Annotated in this window: 18 protein-coding genes; 9 read left to right on the top strand and 9 right to left on the bottom strand. The window is 63.9% G+C overall.

Annotation, left to right across the window (positions count from 1 at the left end):
• The first annotated feature begins 33 nt into the window (after window positions 1-33).
• Together PLAV_RS00180 and PLAV_RS00185 are read left to right on the top strand one after the other, a co-directional pair.
• Complete coding sequence (locus PLAV_RS00180) at window positions 34-636, top strand: hypothetical protein (RefSeq protein ID WP_011994948.1); 603 nt, start codon at window positions 34-36, stop codon at window positions 634-636.
• The gene (locus PLAV_RS00185) at window positions 633-983 is read left to right on the top strand and encodes a GIY-YIG nuclease family protein (RefSeq protein ID WP_011994949.1); all 351 of its coding nucleotides are present in this window, start codon (window positions 633-635) and stop codon (window positions 981-983) included. Before PLAV_RS00180 ends, PLAV_RS00185 begins: the two co-directional genes overlap by 4 nt.
• On the opposite strand, the gene bioB is transcribed toward PLAV_RS00185, so the two are convergent.
• Both bioB and PLAV_RS00195 read right to left on the bottom strand, forming a co-directional pair.
• Complete coding sequence (bioB, locus tag PLAV_RS00190) at window positions 960-2,021, bottom strand: biotin synthase BioB (RefSeq protein WP_143710139.1); 1,062 nt, start codon at window positions 2,019-2,021, stop codon at window positions 960-962. The two genes, PLAV_RS00185 and bioB, sit on opposite strands and share 24 nt — an antisense overlap.
• An 88-nt stretch (window positions 2,022-2,109) precedes the next feature.
• Complete coding sequence (locus tag PLAV_RS00195) at window positions 2,110-2,769, bottom strand: Fe2+-dependent dioxygenase (RefSeq protein WP_011994951.1); 660 nt, start codon at window positions 2,767-2,769, stop codon at window positions 2,110-2,112.
• A gap of 94 nt (window positions 2,770-2,863) precedes the next feature.
• Here PLAV_RS00195 and PLAV_RS00200 point away from each other — a divergent pair, with 94 nt between their 5' ends.
• The 3 genes from PLAV_RS00200 (at window position 2,864) to bioD (ending at window position 5,645) form a co-directional block, all read left to right on the top strand.
• The gene (locus tag PLAV_RS00200) at window positions 2,864-3,736 is read left to right on the top strand and encodes a hypothetical protein (RefSeq protein WP_011994952.1); all 873 of its coding nucleotides are present in this window, start codon (window positions 2,864-2,866) and stop codon (window positions 3,734-3,736) included.
• Window positions 3,737-3,809: 73 nt separating this feature from the next.
• Window positions 3,810-4,997, top strand: coding sequence for an 8-amino-7-oxononanoate synthase (gene bioF, locus PLAV_RS00205; protein WP_011994953.1), 1,188 nt, complete (start codon window positions 3,810-3,812; stop codon window positions 4,995-4,997).
• The gene (gene bioD / locus PLAV_RS00210; RefSeq protein WP_011994954.1) at window positions 4,998-5,645 is read left to right on the top strand and encodes a dethiobiotin synthase; all 648 of its coding nucleotides are present in this window, start codon (window positions 4,998-5,000) and stop codon (window positions 5,643-5,645) included.
• 1 nt (window position 5,646) lies between these two features.
• Here the strand turns inward: bioD and PLAV_RS00215 are convergent, their stop codons facing one another.
• The 4 genes from PLAV_RS00215 to PLAV_RS19995 all read right to left on the bottom strand — a co-directional run bounded on the left by PLAV_RS00215 (window position 5,647) and on the right by PLAV_RS19995 (window position 8,285).
• Window positions 5,647-5,937, bottom strand: a complete 291-nt coding sequence (locus PLAV_RS00215) for a DUF4282 domain-containing protein (RefSeq protein WP_011994955.1) — start codon at window positions 5,935-5,937, stop codon at window positions 5,647-5,649.
• A 74-nt stretch (window positions 5,938-6,011) separates the two neighbouring features.
• Window positions 6,012-6,191 (bottom strand): PLD nuclease N-terminal domain-containing protein, encoded by a 180-nt coding sequence (locus tag PLAV_RS00220; RefSeq protein WP_011994956.1) that lies wholly within the window; start codon window positions 6,189-6,191, stop codon window positions 6,012-6,014.
• A gap of 92 nt (window positions 6,192-6,283) precedes the next feature.
• On the bottom strand, window positions 6,284-6,799 hold the full coding sequence (locus PLAV_RS00225) for a methylated-DNA--[protein]-cysteine S-methyltransferase (protein ID WP_011994957.1): 516 nt from the start codon (window positions 6,797-6,799) through the stop codon (window positions 6,284-6,286).
• A 1-nt stretch (window position 6,800) separates the two neighbouring features.
• Complete coding sequence (locus PLAV_RS19995; RefSeq protein WP_342612908.1) at window positions 6,801-8,285, bottom strand: AlkA N-terminal domain-containing protein; 1,485 nt, start codon at window positions 8,283-8,285, stop codon at window positions 6,801-6,803.
• Between the two features lie 261 nt (window positions 8,286-8,546).
• Between PLAV_RS19995 and PLAV_RS00235 the strand changes: the two genes are divergently transcribed.
• From PLAV_RS00235 to PLAV_RS00245, 3 genes are all read left to right on the top strand, one after another.
• Complete coding sequence (locus tag PLAV_RS00235) at window positions 8,547-9,881, top strand: spinster family MFS transporter (RefSeq protein WP_011994959.1); 1,335 nt, start codon at window positions 8,547-8,549, stop codon at window positions 9,879-9,881.
• A gap of 176 nt (window positions 9,882-10,057) precedes the next feature.
• Complete coding sequence (locus PLAV_RS00240; protein WP_041536117.1) at window positions 10,058-11,044, top strand: zinc-dependent alcohol dehydrogenase family protein; 987 nt, start codon at window positions 10,058-10,060, stop codon at window positions 11,042-11,044.
• A gap of 76 nt (window positions 11,045-11,120) precedes the next feature.
• Window positions 11,121-11,930: a PstS family phosphate ABC transporter substrate-binding protein gene (locus tag PLAV_RS00245; protein ID WP_011994961.1), complete on the top strand. Its 810-nt coding sequence runs from the start codon at window positions 11,121-11,123 to the stop codon at window positions 11,928-11,930.
• Between the two features lie 244 nt (window positions 11,931-12,174).
• Here PLAV_RS00245 and PLAV_RS00250 read toward each other — a convergent pair whose 3' ends face one another.
• A complete protein-coding gene (locus PLAV_RS00250) occupies window positions 12,175-13,572 on the bottom strand; it encodes a porin (RefSeq protein WP_011994962.1) in 1,398 nt (465 codons plus the stop codon).
• Between the two features lie 310 nt (window positions 13,573-13,882).
• Window positions 13,883-15,103 carry a bifunctional alpha/beta hydrolase/OsmC family protein gene (locus PLAV_RS00255; protein WP_011994963.1) on the bottom strand — a complete coding sequence of 407 codons (1,221 nt, stop codon included), beginning with the start codon at window positions 15,101-15,103 and terminating at the stop codon, window positions 13,883-13,885.
• A 213-nt stretch (window positions 15,104-15,316) separates the two neighbouring features.
• Here PLAV_RS00255 and PLAV_RS00260 point away from each other — a divergent pair, with 213 nt between their 5' ends.
• Window positions 15,317-16,108 (top strand): PRC-barrel domain-containing protein, encoded by a 792-nt coding sequence (locus tag PLAV_RS00260; RefSeq protein WP_011994964.1) that lies wholly within the window; start codon window positions 15,317-15,319, stop codon window positions 16,106-16,108.
• Window positions 16,109-16,418: 310 nt separating this feature from the next.
• Here the strand turns inward: PLAV_RS00260 and PLAV_RS00265 are convergent, their stop codons facing one another.
• Window positions 16,419-18,176, bottom strand: a complete 1,758-nt coding sequence (locus PLAV_RS00265) for a sensor histidine kinase (protein ID WP_011994965.1) — start codon at window positions 18,174-18,176, stop codon at window positions 16,419-16,421.
• Window positions 18,177-18,219 lie beyond the last annotated feature (43 nt).

Here is an 18,219-nt window from a genome sequence, read left to right on the forward strand (position 1 = left end):
GGACCGACGACAGTCAAACAACAGGAGGATTCCGTGCGATCGGACCCGTCTTCGTCACCCACACCCCCGTCCGGCCCGATAGACGCTCTCGCCGAATACAAGATCCGTGCGAGCAAGCTTCTGAAGGACTTCGCGAGCGACGACAAGCGCCGCGCGTTCGGCGCCGCCTACCGGCTGGCGAGCTTGTGGCCGGACGGCAACGCGAATGATTTGCTGGCCGACAAGTCGCGCGTCCAGCGCAAGCACGCGCTTGCCGTCATCGCGCGCGAGATGGGTTTCCGCGACTGGCAGCATCTCACCGAGGAAGCGCATATCGAGCTGCCCGCCTTCGATACATCGAGACTCTTTTCCGAGAAGGCGGGCTTCTACCTGAATGCCTGGTTTGTCACTTACGAAGAAGCGAAGGCCGCGCTGACACGCAAGGACCGTTTTCTCTTTCCCTTCAGGCACCAGTTCGTGGTGTGCGAGGCGGGGCTTCTGAAGAGCCTCGGTATCGATACGAACGATCCCGACTGGGAGGCTATCGGACACGATTGGGTGAAGCCGCTCGATACGCAGGCTCATTACCGCCTCAACCAGAAACTGGTCCGCATCGTTCCGCCACTGCCGGAGCGGCGGCGTGCGAGGAAGAAATGACGATGGAGAAGAGCCGTAGGAAAGAACTCGTGCGCGACTTCAAGAAGCGCGAAGCTCTGCCCGGCATTTTTGCCGTGCGGTGTCTCGCGACCGGCGAAGTCTGGATCGGCCCGAGCCGGAACCTTGAAGCGCAGCAGAACAGCATCTGGTTTCAGCTGCGTCTCGGCAACCACCGCGTCACGGCGATGCAGGCCGCGTGGAATGCGCATGGCGAGGAGAACCTCGTCTATGAGATCGTCGAGCGCATGGAGGATGCGGACATGACGCCCTATCTGCTGCAATCGTTGCTGAAAGAGCGTCTGGCCTTCTGGCGGAAGGAACTGTCAGCCGGCCTTGCGGTCGGCTGAAACGTCCTTCTCCGACGGGCAGCTATGCGCCGGCATCGACCTGATGCCGAGCTTCGCGAACAGCCGCTGGTCCTTGTCGGCTTCCGGGTTCTTCGTGGTGAGCAGCTTCTCGCCGATGAAGATCGAGTTCGCACCGGCAAGGAAGCAGAGCGCCTGCGTCTCTTCCGACATGTGCTCGCGGCCCGCCGAAAGACGCACGACCGATTGCGGCATGGCGATGCGCGCGACGGCGATCAGGCGCACGAAGTCGATCGGGTCGATCTTCTCGCTCGCGCCGAGCGCCGTGCCTTCGACCGGCATCAGCATGTTGATCGGCACGCTCTGCGGATGTTCTTCCAGATTGGCGAGCGTCATCAGCATGCCGATCCGGTCCGACGGGCTCTCGCCCATGCCGACGATCCCGCCCGAGCAGACATTGATGCCTGCATTGCGCACCCGCTCCAGCGTTTCGAGCCGGTCCTGATAGGTCCGTGTGCTGATGACTTTCGGATAATATTCTTCCGACGTGTCGATATTGTGGTTGTAATAGTCGAGGCCCGACTGCGCGAGGCGGTGCACCTGCTGGCCGGAAAGCATGCCGAGCGTCATGCAGGTTTCCATGCCCATGTCCTTGATGCCCTCGACCATGGCACAGACCATGTCCATGTCGCGGTCCTTGGGCTCGCGCCAGGCGGCGCCCATGCAGTAGCGCGTGGCGCCCGCTTCCTTCGCCTTGCGCGCTTCCGCCAGCACCTTCTCGACTTCCATCAGCTTCGACGCCTTGAGGCCGGTGTCGAATTTCGAGCTTTGCGCGCAATAGCCGCAATCTTCCGGGCAGCCGCCGGTCTTGATCGACAAGAGCGTCGACATCTGCACTTCGTCGGCCTTGAACCAGCGGCGATGAACGAGCTGCGCCTCGAAGAGAAGATCGTTGAAGGGCAGGTCGAAAAGCGCCTGCAGCTCTTCCCGCGTCCAGTCATGCCGCAGCGCGCCGGGGTCGGTGCGCGCGGTCACGATGTCCCTTGTTTTCGTCTCTTCGATGCGGGTCTGGATGGTCATGGGCAAGCACCACTCTCTGGCCGGTCGGAAGGTTTCGGGCAGCATAGGCGGCTCGTCCCGCAATGCAAGATTGGGGCGGCTCTATCCTCTAATCCTCGCCCCAGCGCCGAAGCAGCGAGCCCTGTATCTTGAGCAGCCGGTCTGTCAGCGCCCGGTCGCCCGCCGCCTCCGCCTGACGCAGCGCCAGCGCCACGTCGAAGAGCGTTTCGCGGTCCTCGGCGCTCCTGACAAGGCTCCGGATCCAGCCCACGGCGGCCCGCCGCTCGCCGCTGGTCACTTCCGCCACCCGGTGCAGCGTCGCCGAGGGGTAGAGCACCAGCGACCCCGCTTCGAGCTTCACCAGCCGCTCGCCCGCGGGCTCCTCCACGATCAGCTCGCCCCCCTCGTAACTCTCTGGCGGAGAAAGGAAAAGCGTGAAGGAAAGGTCGACCCGCTGGCGCTCCATGAAGGCATCGTCCGAATGCAGGCCGTAAGCCATGCCTTGCGTGTAGCGGGAGAGCAGGATGCGGATGAAGTTTCGCGGTCGCGCCGCCGCCCGGAAGACGTCGTTCTTCATCAGCCGCTTCTCGACCAGCATGGTCAGGTCGGCGGCAAGGCCGGCGGGCTTCGCCTGCTCATTATTCTTGACGGCCCTGGCAATCCGTCCGGCCGTCCGCGCGCCGCTCTCGAAAGCGTCTTTTTGCGCGAAAACCGTATCGGCGAGCCTGAGATCGGCCGCGCCCAGTATCCCTGCGATTTCAATAAACAAGGCCGCATCCTGTGCTAATGCAAAGCGTTTGCAAAATAGCCGCCGCCGCGTTAAAGGTCGAGGCCATCAGTCTCCGCCAGCAGCGAGAAATGCCATGAAATACCGCACGAAACTCTGGACCAGCATCAGCGCCGCCGCCCTGATCGCGGCGTCGAGCGCCGTGAGCGGCATGGCAAGCGCCGGAGCATCGCATGACGGTGCCGAAGGGGCCAAGCTCGGCAAGGACGCCGCCGGTTCCTTCCTCGTCGCCCAGGCCGGCGAGGGCGAGGGTGAAGGCGAGGGCGGCGAAGGCGGTGAGGGTGGAGAAGGCAATATCGACCCCGCGGCCGCCGCCAAGGACCCGGTCGTCTTCCTCTCCGCGCTCGACATCATCCGCGCGCATTATCTGGCCGGCGCCGCCATGCTGGAGGTCGAAGGTGGCCGTCAGGCGGCGGGCGAAATGTTCGCGCACCCGATTTCCGAAGTTTATATCGACCTCGAAGACGTCTTCTCGGCGCAGGGCGTCCAGCCCTTCATGGACGAGATGACCAACGCCGTCGACCTCGCGCTCGGCGATGCGCCGAAGGAAGAGGTCGAGGCGGCGGTGGCGAAGGTCTATGCCGCGCTCGACGCCGCCGAGAAGAAGGCCCCCGCAAGCGGCAAGGATGCGACGGCCATCGAAGCGGCGCTGACGGCCGACATGTTCGACCGGGCGGCAAGGCAATATGACGCCGCGCTCTCCGCCACCGGCACCGACGAAGCCTGGATCGACGGCTACGGCTTCTGGAAGACGGCGGAAAGGCGCGCCGAGGCCCTGCTGCCGCGTCTCGGCGCCGATCATGAGGACCTGGCCGGGGAAATCCGCACCGCCGGCGAAGTTTTCGCCACTGCTTACAAGGGTGTCGAAAGGCCGGAAGGCTCTGGCGTCGAGCCGGGCACGCTCTTCGCCGCCAGCTCCCGCATCTCGCTCAAAGCCAGCAGCCTCTAGGCGGAAACGAGAAAGGGCTTGCGCGGTGCCGCCCGCGCGGCCCATACCTCCTCCCGTAACGAGGAGTGAGGCAATGGCTTCAGCAACGCCGATGGAAACACTCGACGGTTTCGCGCGCGAGAAACTCGATGCGCTGGAGGCGCAGGCGCTGCGCCGCCGCCTGGTCGAGACGGACCGGCGCGAGGGCGCCATCGCCTTCCGCGAAGGCCGCCGCCTGGTCTCCTTCTGCTGCAATGATTATCTCAATCTCTCGCAGCACCCGGATGTGAAGCGCGCCGCCGTGGAGGCGACCGGAAAATACGGCACCGGCTCCGGCGCGTCGCGCCTCGTCAGCGGCAATCACCCCCTTTTCGGCGAGCTTGAGCGCCGCCTCGCGGATTGGAAGCAGACGGAGGATTGCGTCGTCTTCGGCTCCGGCTACATGGCGAATATGGGCATCATTCCCTCGCTTGTGCGCGAAGGCGATCTCATCATCGCCGACGAACTCTCCCATGCCTGCCTGCTCTCCGGCTCGAAACTCTCCGGCGCCCGCGTCGCGATCTTCCGTCACAACGACATCGCGCATCTGGAAGAGCTCCTCGGCGCCCATCGCGGCGGCGCGAAACATTGCCTCATCCTCACCGACGGCATTTTCAGCATGGATGGCGACGCCGCGCCGGTCGAAGCCCTCGCCGCCCTCGCCGCGCAACACGATGCCTGGCTGATGACCGACGATGCGCATGGCATCGGCGTCGTCGGCCATGAAGGCCGCGGCTCGAGCTTCATGGGCGAGCGCAAGGCCGCCGTGCCGCTGCAGATGGGCACGCTGTCGAAAGCCGTCGGCGGCTATGGCGGCTATCTCTGCGCGAGCGCGCCGGTCGTCGATCTCATCCGCACCCGCGCCCGCACGCTCATCTATTCGACCGGCCTGCCGCCCGCCGCCGTCGCCGCCTCCATCGCCGCGCTGGATTTCATTCGTGGCAACCCGGATTACTGCAAGCGTCCGGTCGAGAAGGCGCGGAGCTTCACCCGCGCTCTCGGCCTCGCCGATCCCGTCAGCCCCATCGTGCCCTTGATCCTCGGCGACGCGGAAGTCACGCTCGCCGCCTCCGCCTTGCTGGAAGCCGAAGGCTATCTCGTCACCGGCATCCGCCCGCCCACCGTGCCGGAAGGCACCGCCCGCCTCCGCTTCACCTTCACGGCCGAACATGACGACGCCGACATCGCCCGCCTCGCCACCCTCGTCCGTGAACGGATCATCCAGCGCCGGGCCGCCGAATAGATGCGCCCTGTCTTCGTCACCTCCTCCGGCACGGAAATCGGCAAGACCTATGTCTCCGCCATGCTGACGCGCGAGCTGAAGGCCCGCGCCCTGAAGCCGCTGGTAAGCGGCCTTGACGAGGCGACATTCGCGGAAAGCGATCCCGCGCAATTGCTCGCGGCCATGGGCGAGAAGGTGACTTACGAGAACGCCGGCCTCGTCTCGCGCTGGCGCTTTCGCGAGCCGCTCTCGCCCGACATGGCGGCAAGGCGCGAGGGCCGCGAGATAAATTTCGATGAGCTGCTGGAAGAATGTCTCGCCGCCGCTGCCATGCCCGGCCCCCTCCTCATAGAGGGCGTCGGCGGATTGATGGTGCCGCTCGATGCCACGCACATGGTGCTCGACTGGATGAAGGCGCTCGATGCGAAAACCGGCCTCGCCCCCGTCCTCGTCGTCGGCGCCTATCTCGGCACGATAAGTCACACGCTGACGACGCTTGCCGTCATGCGCGCGGAAAATCTCCTGCCGCGCGTCATCGTGGTGAGTGAGAGGGAGCCCGGCCCCGTGCCGGTCGAGGAAACGGCGGAGACGATCGCGCGCTTCGCGGGCGGCGTTCCCGTGCGTGCCTTGCCGCGCGGTGGCGCCGTGCCGCTCGCTGCCCTGCTCTAGCTCAGGCGCCCGGCAGCTTGTCCCTGATCTGTCCGAGCTTGTCGTTCATGGCGACGAAAATCAGATAGATCTCGCAGACCACGCGCCACAGCAGAATGCCGAAGGCGACACCGACCAGCCCCACGACAAGTTGCAGCAATCCGAGCCCGGCATTATAGCCCATCGTGTTGATCGAGCCGGCGATGGTGCCGAAGCCGAACAGCAGAATGATGACGACCCCGAGCCAGTAGAGAAACTTGACGATGCTGCCTGCTATCAGCTTGTCGAACGTCAGAAAATCCTGAAACCGCATGATGTCCTCTCATAGGGGTGCGCCCGTCCCCCACTTTATGCAGGGGACGGATGAACACAACCGGCTCGTGTGAGCTATTTGGGCCCGAAAAAGAACCAGAGGATGAGGCCGAGCACCGGCAACAGGATGACGATCACGACCCAGATCGCCTTCCACAGCGGCTCAGCGCCGCTTTGCACGATCCGGACAATCGCATAGATATCCGCGATCAGGATCAGTATGCCGAGTATGCCGCCATAGCCATTGCCGAACATTCATTCTCTCCACGTGAAGCAAGCCCCCGCCGGAGCGTAGCGTGATTTGCCGCCACAGGTAAAATTTTGCGCGGCCGGTTCCGGAATAACGCTCAGATAAGCCGCGCCGTTCCGATCCCCTCGAAATCGAGCAGCCATTTCTTGGTCGGCAAGCCGCCGCCGAAGCCGGTAAGCGCGCCATTCGCGCCGATCACCCGGTGGCAGGGCACGATGACGGGAATGGGATTGCGCCCATTGGCAAGCCCGACAGCGCGCATGCCCTTCGGATTGCCGATCTCCCTCGCGATATCCGCATAGCTGCGCGTCTCGCCGAAGGGAATGCGCGCCAGCGCCTGCCACACGCTCATCTGGAATGCCGTGCCGGAAGGCGCCAGCACGATTTCGCTGAAGCTCTTCTGCTTGCCTTCGAAATAGCGGTCGAGCGCCTTGAGGCCCGCCGCGAGATGTTTGCGCGCGGTCGCGCTTCCGTCCCTTTTCGGGAAGCCGATATCCTTCTGGTTCGGAAAGACCACCATGGCGAGCCCCGCCTCGGTGGCGGCGAGGCGCAACCTTCCGATCGGCGTGTCGAGAATGTCTGTTGCAAGGGATGTGTCGTCGGGCAGCTTCATCTCACTCTCCATCAATCGTCCAGAGCGCCAGCGCCGCATAGCCGCGCCAGGGGCGCCAGCTTTCGGCCATCCGCTCCAGCTCCTTTGTCGAAACCGGCTCGCCCTTGCCCACTGCCTTGCGCAGACCGAGGTCGGAGGCCGGAAAGGCATCGGGTTCGCCCAGCGCCCGCAGCGCCACGTAATGCGCTGTCCACTCGCCGATGCCGGGCAAGGCCGTCAGCTCGGCGAGCTTCGCGTCAAGGCTTTCGCGCGGCGTGAAGTCGAGCGCGCCGGAGGCAACCGCCTGTGCGAGCGATGTCAGTGTCGCGATGCGTCCGCCCGTCAGGCCGAGGCCGGATAGATCGGCGCGGGCAAGCGCGCGCGGCGCGGGAAAGAAATGCGTGATGCCGGGCTCCTCCGTCGTCACCTCCTCGCCAAGCCGCGCCACGATGCGGCCTGCAATGGTGGTCGCCCCCTTCACCGAAATCTGCTGGCCGAGCACGGCCCGCACCGCCAGCTCGAAGCCGTCAAAGGCGCCGGCCACGCGCAAGCCCGGCACGCGCGCGAAGCGGGGGCCGATTGCCGGATCGCCGGCAAAGGCGGCGGCAATGGCGCCGGGCTCCGCATCGAGATCGAACAACCGGCGAAGCCGCGCGGCAATCGCGCGCACAGGCACCGTGCCGCCCTTCGCGTCGAGAACGGCAATGCGCGCATCGAGCGCGCTTCCCGTCGCGGCGGGCGTAACGGTGACAAGGCCTTTGACGCCCCCGAGATGGAAGCTCCTTGCATAGCGGCCCTCCGAAATCCTTTCGACGCCCGGCAGCGCGCGTGACGAGAGATAGGCGAGAATACGGTCGAAATCGAAAGGCGGGCGATAGCCGAGCCGAATGCGGATGCTGCCCCCCGCCTGCTTCTCCGAGGCGCGGCGGATTTCGCCCGGCGCCACGCCATAAGCGGTGAGGATCGCATCGTTGAAGCGGCGAAGGCTCCGGTAGCCGGCCGCAAAGGCGACTTCGGCAAGAGGCATGTTCGTATCGCTGATGAGCTGCTTCGCGGTCAGCAACCGGCGGTTCGCGGCCACCGCCTGCGGCCCCGCGCCGACATGCGCGAGGAAGAGCCGGCGCAACTGCCGCTCGCCAAGGCCGAGACGCATGGCGAGATCTTCGAGCCGCCCCTCGTCCAGCGCCCCTTCCTCGATCAGCCGCAGCGCGCGCGAGACCGTCGCCGCCGTCCCGGCCCAGGCGGGCGTGCCGGGCGCCGCTTCCGGGCGGCAGCGCAGGCAGGAGCGAAACCCCGCCGCTTCCGCTGCCGCGGCGCTCGGCACGAAGCTGCAATGCTGCCGCTTCGGCACGCGGGCGGGACAGACCGGGCGGCAATAGATGCCGGTCGTCGAGACGCAGACGAAAAAGCGCCCGTCGAAGCGTGCATCCTTCGCCTCGATGGCGCGGTAGCAGGCGTCCGGGTCGAGCGGATAGGGAACGGGGTCCATGTCGATTGCGTGTTTCATGGCAGGCAGTCTAGGTCGTCGCGGCCGGCACCGCTCGCCAAAATCGGACATGGCCATTTGCCGGCTTTTCCGGCGCGATTGGTGACGCCGCCGTCACGATCGCCCCCTCACATGAATATGACCGCCCTACCCGATTGCGCGGTTTGAGTTCCCCTTTGCCGCTGATAGGCTTTCGCGCAACGGAAAAAGAAAAAACGATAACAGGGAACATATCCGGCAGCCTTGCGCGCGGCCGGAAGGGGAATTCGAGGAGGAACGATAATGACAGACCGTGTGGACGCCGCGGGCGGCGCCGCCACCGGCGTTGCGCCGTCGGCAGGCTTCACGCCCGCCTACCGGAACTATGCCCTCTTTATACTGATGGTCGCCTACACGGCGAATTACGTCGACAGGCAGATCCTCGCGATCCTGCTGGAGCCGATCAAGCAGGATCTCGGCCTCAACGACACGCAGCTCGGTTTCCTCTCCGGCATCACCTTCGCGATTTTCTACGCAACGCTCGGCGTTCCGATCGCCATGTGGGCGGACCGCACGAACCGGCGCAATATCGTGGCGCTCGCGCTCACCATCTTCTCCAGCATGACGGTGGTCTGCGGCTTCGTCACCAACTTCGCGCAGCTCGCGCTGGCGCGTATCGGCGTCGGCATCGGCGAGGCCGGGTCGAGCCCGCCTTCCCATTCCATGATCTCCGACATGTTCCCGCCGGAAAAGCGCGCAAGCGCCATGGGCATTTATTCGCTCGGCATCAATATCGGCATTCTCATCGGCTTCCTCGTCGGCGGCTGGGTCAGCCAGTGGTATGGCTGGCGCGCGGCCTTCTTCATTGTCGGCGCGCCGGGCCTCCTCATCGCGCTCCTCGTCCGCTTCACCTTGAAGGAGCCTGAGCGCGGCCATGCGGATGGCATCGCCTCGCAGGCATCGGCCGCCGCGCCCAAGGTCATGGAAGTCTGGAAGCTGCTCTGGTCGCAGCGTTCCTTCCGGCACATTTCCATTGGCTGCGCGCTCGCCGCCTTCGGCGGCTATGCGGGCGTCACCTGGATACCTGCCTTCCTGATGCGCTCCTTCCAGATGTCGCCGGGCGAAATCGGCACCTGGCTCGCGCTCATCATCGGCTTTGTCGGCGGTGCGGGCACCTATCTCACAAGCTGGCTTGCCGATCGTTATGGCAAGGGCGATGTGCGCTGGAACATGTGGGTGGTCGCCATCGTCATGCTGGTCTGCTTCCCCTTCGCGGTCGGCATGTATCTGTCGATGGACAAATACTGGGCACTGGCCTTCTTCCTTGTGCCGGCCTTCGCGGGCGCGGCCTATATCGGGCCGAGCCTCGCCATGACGCAGGGCCTCGTCACCCTGCGCATGCGGGCCGTCGCCTCGGCGGTGCTGTTCCTGATCCTGAACCTCATCGGCATGGGCCTCGGGCCGCAGGCCGTGGGCATCGTCAGCGATCTCTACAATCCGCTCTACGGCGCGGAATCGCTCCGCTACGCGCTCCTCACCGTCATGGTGGTCTGGCCCTGGGCAGCGGTGCATTTCGTGCTGGCGGCAAAAACGCTGAAGGAAGACCTCGCCCGCGCCAAGGCGCATAGCCTGAGATAGTCCTTTCCCCTCCCCGAACGGGCGGAAGCTCGTTCGGGGAGGGGAAACCCTTCCCTCGTCAATCATTCGGCGTCATCCCGCCCCTCTGCGACACCGCCCCTCTCGAACGCCGGCCTCCTTTGTGAAAACATGAGCCGCAAAGGAGCCTCGTCATGTCCGCCTCCCTGCCAGACAAGATGCGCGCCATGCTGCTCGATGCGCCGGGAAAGCCGCTGCGCCTGGCATCGCTTCCCGTGCCGCGTCCCGGTCCCGGCGAAGTGCTGGTGAAGGTCGAGGCCTGCGGCGTCTGCCGTACCGATCTTCACGTCGTTGATGGCGAGTTGCCGGAACCGAAACTCCCCCTCATTCCCGGCCACGAAATCATCGGCCGCGTCGCAGCCCTTGGCGAAGGCGTCACCGCCCTCGCTCCCGGTGCGCGTGTCGGCATTCCCTGGCTCGGTTGGACCTGCGGTGCCTGCCGCTATTGCCGCGCGGACAAGGAAAATCTTTGCGAGAACGCGCTCTTCACGGGCTACACGCGCGATGGCGGCTATGCCGAATATGCGCTCGCCGATGCGCGCTTCTGCTTTCCCGTCGCCGAAAGCTATGGCGCGGCGGAAGCGGCTCCCCTCCTCTGCGCCGGACTGATCGGCTATCGCTCGCTTCGCATGGCGGGAGAGGCAGGCCTGCTCGGCATCTACGGCTTCGGCGCTGCCGCGCATATCGTGGCGCAGGTAGCGCGCCACGAAGGCTGGCGGCTCTTCGCCTTCGTGAAGCCCGGTGACGAGAAGGCAAAGGAATTCGCCCTTTCGCTCGGCGCCGAATGGGCAGGCGGCTCCGATGAGACGCCGCCGGAACCTCTCGACGCCGCCATCATCTATGCGCCTGCGGGGCCTCTCGTCCCCGCCGCGCTCAAGACGGTTGCGCCGGGCGGCCGCGTCGTCTGCGCCGGCATCCACATGTCGGACATCCCGTCCTTTCCCTACGATATTCTCTGGCGCGAGCGGTCGGTGCATTCCGTCGCCAATCTCACCCGCGCCGATGGCGAGGCGTTTCTGTCCCTCGCGCCGAAAGTGCCCATTGTGACGACGGTCGAAACCGTCCCGCTGGCCGAAGCGAATGAAGCTCTGGCGCGGCTCCGCGACGGCCGGCTCACAGGCGCGGCCGTGCTGGTGATGGAGTGAGTGTCATGCGCTTGTTGCAAAAGCCGGTCATGGCTTGACGCTTCCTCCTCTCGGGACCGGCTTTGCCGGAATTAGCATGAAACAGCACGCCGCCTTGTTCGTCCTCTTCTCCGCCGCCCTTCTCTCGCCCGCCCATGCGCTGGACGAGCGATACCCCTCCTATAAGCCGTATACGGAGCTTTCCGGTCGGGTGGAAATCGCGGGCGCGCCCGCGCCGCGGAGCCTGATGCTGCTCTGGACGGAAAGTTTCCGCATGCTCCAGCCGGATGTATCGCTCGTCGAAACGGAGCCGGGCAGGGGAGAGGTGAAAATCCGCGCCGCCATGCAGACGCTCGCCATTCTCGTCCACAAGGACAACCCGCTCGACTGCCTGCCGCTCTCGAAGCTGAGGGCCGTCTATGCAAACGAGAACCCGGTCTGGGGCGATGCCGGCGCAACCGGCGAATGGGCGGCGAGGCCGGTCGAGCGTTTTGTCCGCGAGCCGGGATCAAGCGACAACGGCTTCTTCGCAGAGAAGGTTCTGGGCGGCGCCGCCCTTCCCGCTAACGCCGAAACGGTGACGCGCGCAACGCGGCTCCTCCGCGCGCTTCAGTCCCGCCCCGGCGGCATCGGCTACGCGCCTGCCGGCTATCGAGGTGAAAACGTCCGTCCACTGAAAATCTCCGACGGCGGCGACTGCGCCGCGCCTTCCATTGCCAGCGTGCAGCGGGCGGTTTATCCTCTGGCGCGCCTCGTCCATCTCGAAGGGCCGGCGAGCGAGGCCGGCCGCGCCTTCTTCGATTACGTTCTTTCGAGCGAAGGCCAGCACGACGCGACCATCGCGGGCTTTTATCCCCTCCCGTGGATATTCGCGGTCGAGGAACGGACGAAACTCGGACTCGATTGACCTCGTCCCCTTATCCCCCCTGTCACTTCTCCGCATCGAAGATGTGTGTCTTTGCTGCCGTTGCGCATTTGCACAGGCCCGCGCCGCGCGGCCACACCGGGGACAAGTCACCCCGTCCCGGCACTCGATGACGGTTCGGTGACGGTTCGATGACAGTCGGCCTGAAACCCAAAGAAAATCCCCCGGCGATTGCTCGCCGGGGGATCCCGTCTGACGATCTGCGAGGACCGGTTCGGACGTATTCTCAGAACGCGAACTGAGTGCGCAGCGCGAGTGCCTGATGCCCGAAATCGAGCTGTGCGGCGCCGCGATCTTCAACATCCACGTCAAGATAGTTGAGCATGAAGCGGAGGTTGTTGTTGGCGTACCAGTTCAGGCCCACCGTGATGATGTCCTGTTCGCCGCCATTGAGGCCGATGCTGGTATCGTTGAGATTGGCATGGCTGTAACGCGCCGCCACTTCCCACGCACCCGCACCGCCGCCACCGAAGCCGAACGGATTGTCGGGCTTCACGCCGGAGTAAGCCGCCTTCTTGATGTCGTACTTGTAGGACTCGCCGGTGAGAATCCACGACGCCTGCAGATACCAGGCATCCATGTCGGCGCTGCCGCCGGCAATGCCGTCGACTTCATAGCGGTAGTACTCGCCCTGTGCGCGGAACGGGCCGTAGTTGAACGCGAGTTCGGGGCCATAGACTGTCGCCGTGTCGGCAGCACCGGCAAAGTTCGCGTCGATATAGCGATCGGCGTCGACGCGCAGTTCTGGACGGTCGCGGAAACGTACGCTGTCACCCGGCAGGTTGAACGAGTGCGACGCAGAGGCGCCGATATGGACGTTCAGGCCTTCCTTGGGCGATGTCGCATAGGCAAGACGGCCGACGACATTCGAGCTGTCATAGTCGTCAAGGCCACCGCCACTCGCCGCGGAGCCGGCCGTGTAGTAGGTGGCGCCGAAGAAGTTGTCGGTATTGAAGGTGCCGCCCGCCGTCATGCGCGCTTCGCCTGCCGCCGGTGTGATGGCGAGGTTCACCGCCGTCGCGCGTTCGATGAAGGTGATGTCGTTCGACGACGTGGAATCGTCCAGCGTCATCTTCGGTTTGGTCGCGCCGAGAACGAGGTTCACGCCCTCGATGCCCTTGTAGGTCAGCAAGGCTTCGTAGATGCGCGCATCGGATTCCGTGCCGCTGTCGCCGAAGTTGAACTCGATGTTATATCCGAAGTCCTTCGCGAAGGTGCCGTTGAAGCCGAGACGGAGGCGGCGGAAGTTTGCGTTGCCCCTCAGGCCGTCCGGGTTGCCGGTCGCGGCGATCATGTTCGCTTCGTCGCTGTCGCTCATGTCGTAGCCGCCGACGTCGAGATGGGCGCGGCCGGTAATGCCGAAGGTGAAGTTGCCGTCGGCCGATTTGAAGACCGGGCGGCCATCCTTGAGGCTCACTTCCACGTCGCTCTTGCGTTCCTCGAGCGACTTGATCGCATTGCCGTGCTGGATCTGGACGTCGTCGACCTTCCGCTGAAGCGCTTCGATCTGCGCTTTCAGGGCGTCGAGCTCGGCCTGGGTGTTACTGGCGGCAAAAGCGGGAGCCGTCATGAAGACGGCGGCGCCCAGCGCGGTGCCGGCCAGCAGAATGTTTTTCAACGTCATTTGACGTTCTCCGTGTTCAATGGATGAGCTTCTGTTGCAGGATTGGCAGCCGCGACGACGCCGCGAACACCCCCCATGCCGTCGCTCGTAACAGAGCTATGTGACGGTTAGTTTCCACTTTTGTGACAGTGAAATGACGGCCGCGTTCTGTGGCGCGCCCGCGGCCAACCGCCGGCGGGCAGCCCCTCGCAGTTGTTAAAAAATGAAGCTGAAACAATGACTTGCGTGACGCGCAAAGGCTTGCGTCATTCCCGCCACACTATCCGCCAAAAAGCCCGTTGAGTGTGCGGGGGCAGGCGGAGGCGCGATCTCAGGCGAGCTTTGTGACCACTGCGGCCCCTCTTTCGAGTGTCCGGTGGACGGGACACTTGCCGGCAATTTCGACGATCTTCTCTCTCAGCGCCGGATCGGCTCCGCCTTCGATATGGATAGTGCGCTGGAACCGGTCGACATGGCCGTCACGGCCCTCGGCGCATTCCTTACAATCCTTTGCATGGACCTTGTCGTGCTCGACCGTGACCGAGATGCGGCCGAGATCGAGACCCTTGCGGTCCGCATACATGCGCAACGTCATGGAGGTGCAGGCCCCAAGCGCGATCGACAGAAAGTCGTAGGGGGTCGGGCCGCTGCCCATGCCGCCATAGCTTTCGGGCTCGTCGGCGATCAGACGATGAGGCCCGCTCGAAACACGCTGCTGGAACTTGCCTTTGCCGGTCTCCGACACGGTGACGTCCTCGGTGCTGTCTGCGTCGCGCGCCTCCTCGCTTGCGCCGATATAACGTGTCGCCCATGCCCCGAGCACTTCCGCGACATAAAGGGCATCGCTTCGCTTGGCGAGAAGATGGCTTGCCGTATCCAGTGAGACGAAACTCTTCGGGTGCTTGGCCGCATCGAAAATCCGTGCGGCATTCTCGATGCCGACTGTCTGGTCGAGCGGCGCATGGAAGATCAGCAGCGCCTTTCTGAGCGACGCGACGCGGGCGGCGATGTTCTGTGCGCGCACATCGTCAAGAAACTGCTTGCGGATAGAGAAAGTCCGGCCCGCAAGCGTCACTTCCGCTTCGCCTGTTTCCTCGATCCTGGAAAGGTCGGCGTGGAAATTATGGATGACATGTTCGGTATCCGCTGGTGCGCCGATCGTCGCAACCGCCTTCGCTTCCGGCACTTCGCCCGCCGCCGCAAGAACGGCCGCGCCGCCGAGGCTGTGGCCGATAAGAATTGAAGGCGCTTCGTATTCCCGCCGCAGAAAATCCACCGCCTGCAGAAGATCGGCAATGTTTGACGAGAAATTCGTGTTGGCGAATTCGCCGCCACTCATGCCGAGGCCGGTGAAGTCGAAACGCAATACGCCGATACCGCGCTCCGCCAGTGCGCCTGCAATGCGCTGTGCTGCAAAGATGTCTTTCGAACAGGTGAAGCAATGAGCAAAGACGGCGTAGGCCTTCGGCGCACTCGCCGGAAGGTCGAGCAAGGCTGCAAGCTCATCGCCTTGCGCACCGTTGAAAACCACCTTGGTCGAACGGATTGCCATGATTATGGGCCTTCTGCGGGTCGTAGGGAACTTTCCTCCTCATCCGACCACGGCAGAGCGGCAAACGGAACCGGAAATGTGATCGCCATAAGGCGAACCGGGATGTGAATAAAGCAAAAATAAGATTCGGAACGGCTCCTTTTTGTATCCGTTGAACACGTATGCGGCGCCTGGTGCGAACCAGCGCGGCCCCAAAGCAAAAGGAGAGACACTATGAAGCGGCTTTTCACGACCACAGCACTTGTTGCTTCGATGGCCCTCGGAACAGCGGCGGCTTCCGACAGCGTCGATAATGCACCGCGCGAAATGGCGCCTCCGGCGCAGACTGAAGGCGCTGCGATGGACGCGAATGACAATCTCGAAACCGGTTCCATCAACAGTTCGGATGTGGTTTCGATAAACGGCAATGCTGCCGTGATGAGCGATAGTGCCATTTCGGCGCGGGATTTGATCGGCGCAACAGTTGTCGGTCCGACCGGTGACGAAGTTGGTTCCGTAAGCGATCTCGTCTTCGATGACGACAATGCACTCGAGCAGGTGGTTGTCAGCGATGGCGGCATCCTCGGCTTCGGTGGCAAGGAAGTCGCCGTGGACTTTGAAGGCGCTACTGTCACGCGCGGCGAGGGTGATGATCCCGAAGTGCGCATCGGCATGACCGCCGAGGCGATCGAAGGCGTCGCCGAATTCGACAAGACGCCCTACACGGATGCGGGCGACAGGCTGGGCAGCGCCTATATCGACAGAGAAGTGAGGCTCGCATCGGCGGAGGATCGCTCCGGTGAACTTCACGACCTCATTCTCGACGACAGCGGCGCCGCGAAATATGCCGTGGTCGAGTTCGGTGGCCTGCTGGAAATCGACAGCCAGCTCGCCGTCGAGATCGACAGCCTGACAACGGCCTCGGCCGAAGAGCCGTTCTCTCTTTCGATGACGGAGGAGGAACTGCGCCAGGCCCCGGTGTTTCACTATGATGCCGACGATGTAGCGTCCGCCAGCGACCTCTAAGCGGACGTCCTCGACAGACCGCTACGGCCCGGCTGCTTTCCGCAGCCGGGCCTTTTTTGAGCGCATCCATGAAAGGGCCCGCACGAAGCGGGCCGGTTGGACATGATGAACAGGGGTGGAGGGGGAAGGGGTACCCCCGGTCCAGTGGGGCTTGGGGGGCGGGGAAATCTGGACCGGGGGCTTGCAACGATTACGGGTCTTGAGAGACGCCATCATCATGATTGCCCCTCAAGAACGGCCATGCTCGAAAGTGGTTCCCGCCTCCTGTGCAAATAAATGGAAAAATCGGCATATAAATGGAACCGCGTCTTCAGACCAGGACCGGCATCGTAACGGTGACCAGGCAATGATCGGCATCCACGTCCATATGCGCCCGCAACTGGCGGATCAGACCACGAAAGAGGTTGATATGCCCCTCATCCGGCCGGCTTTCCAGCAGCCCTCCGAGAACCGGCTGATCCACCTTCATGACGAGGGTCGAACCCCCTTCAGGACGTTCATTGAGGTCGAAATCGATCTGGGTTGCGGGGTGCCCCTCGGGTGAAAGGCCGACGGTTGCGGCGGCAATGAGCTCGGTCACAAGGAACGCAAGCGTCAGGGCGGCGTCGGGCAGGGCAAAAATGGTCGACGACGAACGCATTGTAAGGACCGGCCGGCCCCATTCCGTCGAGAGATGCCGCTCCGTCGACTGACAAAGATCCTTCAACAGCACGCCAAGATCCACCGCGCGGAAATCGTCGCCCTTGTAGAGAGCCGCATGGACGATGCCGAGCGCGTTCAGGCGCCGCTGGATGTCGAGGAATATCGCCATCTGCTCCGGCGTCTTCGCGCGCCGGCTCTGCAGGTTGAGAAGGCTGTTCATGACTTGAAGATTGTTCCGGACCCGGTGATTGACCTCGCGCACCAGTGCTTTCTGATGTTCCAGCGCTGCCCGCAAGGCATCGTCCCGCGCTTGGATCGTTTCGACCATGGTGTTGAACTTGTTCGCTACGGCTTGCACTTCCTCCGGTGCATCCGGATCTTCATCCACCCTCGCCGTCTCGTCGCCCGCGATATAGCGGCGTATGGCCTTTCTCACGCGATTGAGCGGATCGATGACGCTGCGCTCCGCGGCGCGTCCCGCAAGAAAGCTCGCGGCAATCCAGACAAGAAGGGGGAAGGCGATGACAAAATAGAGGAGCGCCCGCGCCGCGATTGAAGGATCATCAGGCTCTTCAGCGTAGAGCCCGAAAATATTGCCCGGCAATGAACTGATGACATAGGTTCGGGTAGCGTCGTCGAGCCCTTTTTGCACAAACGTCCCCGACATGAGGCTCGGCCGCGTTTCCGCCACCAGCGAACGCGGCAACCAGGAGCCCACAGGTGCGCCTTTGGTGCGCTGGGTCAGCACGGTTCCCCGCGCATCGAGAAGCGCCAGCGCGGATGCGTCCCGCAGTTCCACAACCTGCGTCGTGACGGCCAGCGCCCTGAAAGAAAAGGTCAGGGCCAGGACGCCTTTCGCGCTTTTGTCGGCATCATAGACCGGCAAAGCTGCAACAAGGGCCATCTCTCCGGCAGGCACATCAGAGCTGGCCAGCTCGCTCCAGGCCCAAACTGTGAAGTTTTGCGCCTCAAGGGCGGTTGCTATCCATGTGGGCGCGGGCTCTATCTCCGTTCCTTCCAGGATAGGAGTGGGGCCGCGACAGATCGTGCTTCCGTCAGGCGCCAGAAACCGGAGGGAGGAGATATCCCGGTGCTGCGCCACGATCCGGCGGAACGTCTCGTTGCAGGAGGCGGGGCTGGAGGGTGAGCTTGCGAGCAGTATCGAAACCGTGTCGAGAAGGGCATTCATCTCCTGGAGAACGCCGCCCTGGCTCGCAAGAATGGTTTCCCCGCGCGCAACCAGCGCCTTGTCCCGCAGCGACTGGTTATGAACGGCAATGGTGTACTGAGCTATCTCCGCCGCCAGACAAAGAGGAAGCAGCGCTATGGCGAGGCGGACGGCGATGCGCGTCCTCAATGTGGGGCGAGTACGGCGCCAGCGTTCCACACGCTTGAGCCAGTTCGTCCGTACAACTTGCGATGGCAAACGTAGGCCCCAATTCTGGCTGAACGGGCCCGGGGGGCGCCCG

This window comes from Parvibaculum lavamentivorans DS-1 (genome assembly GCF_000017565.1).
Lineage (GTDB): Bacteria > Pseudomonadota > Alphaproteobacteria > Parvibaculales > Parvibaculaceae > Parvibaculum > Parvibaculum lavamentivorans.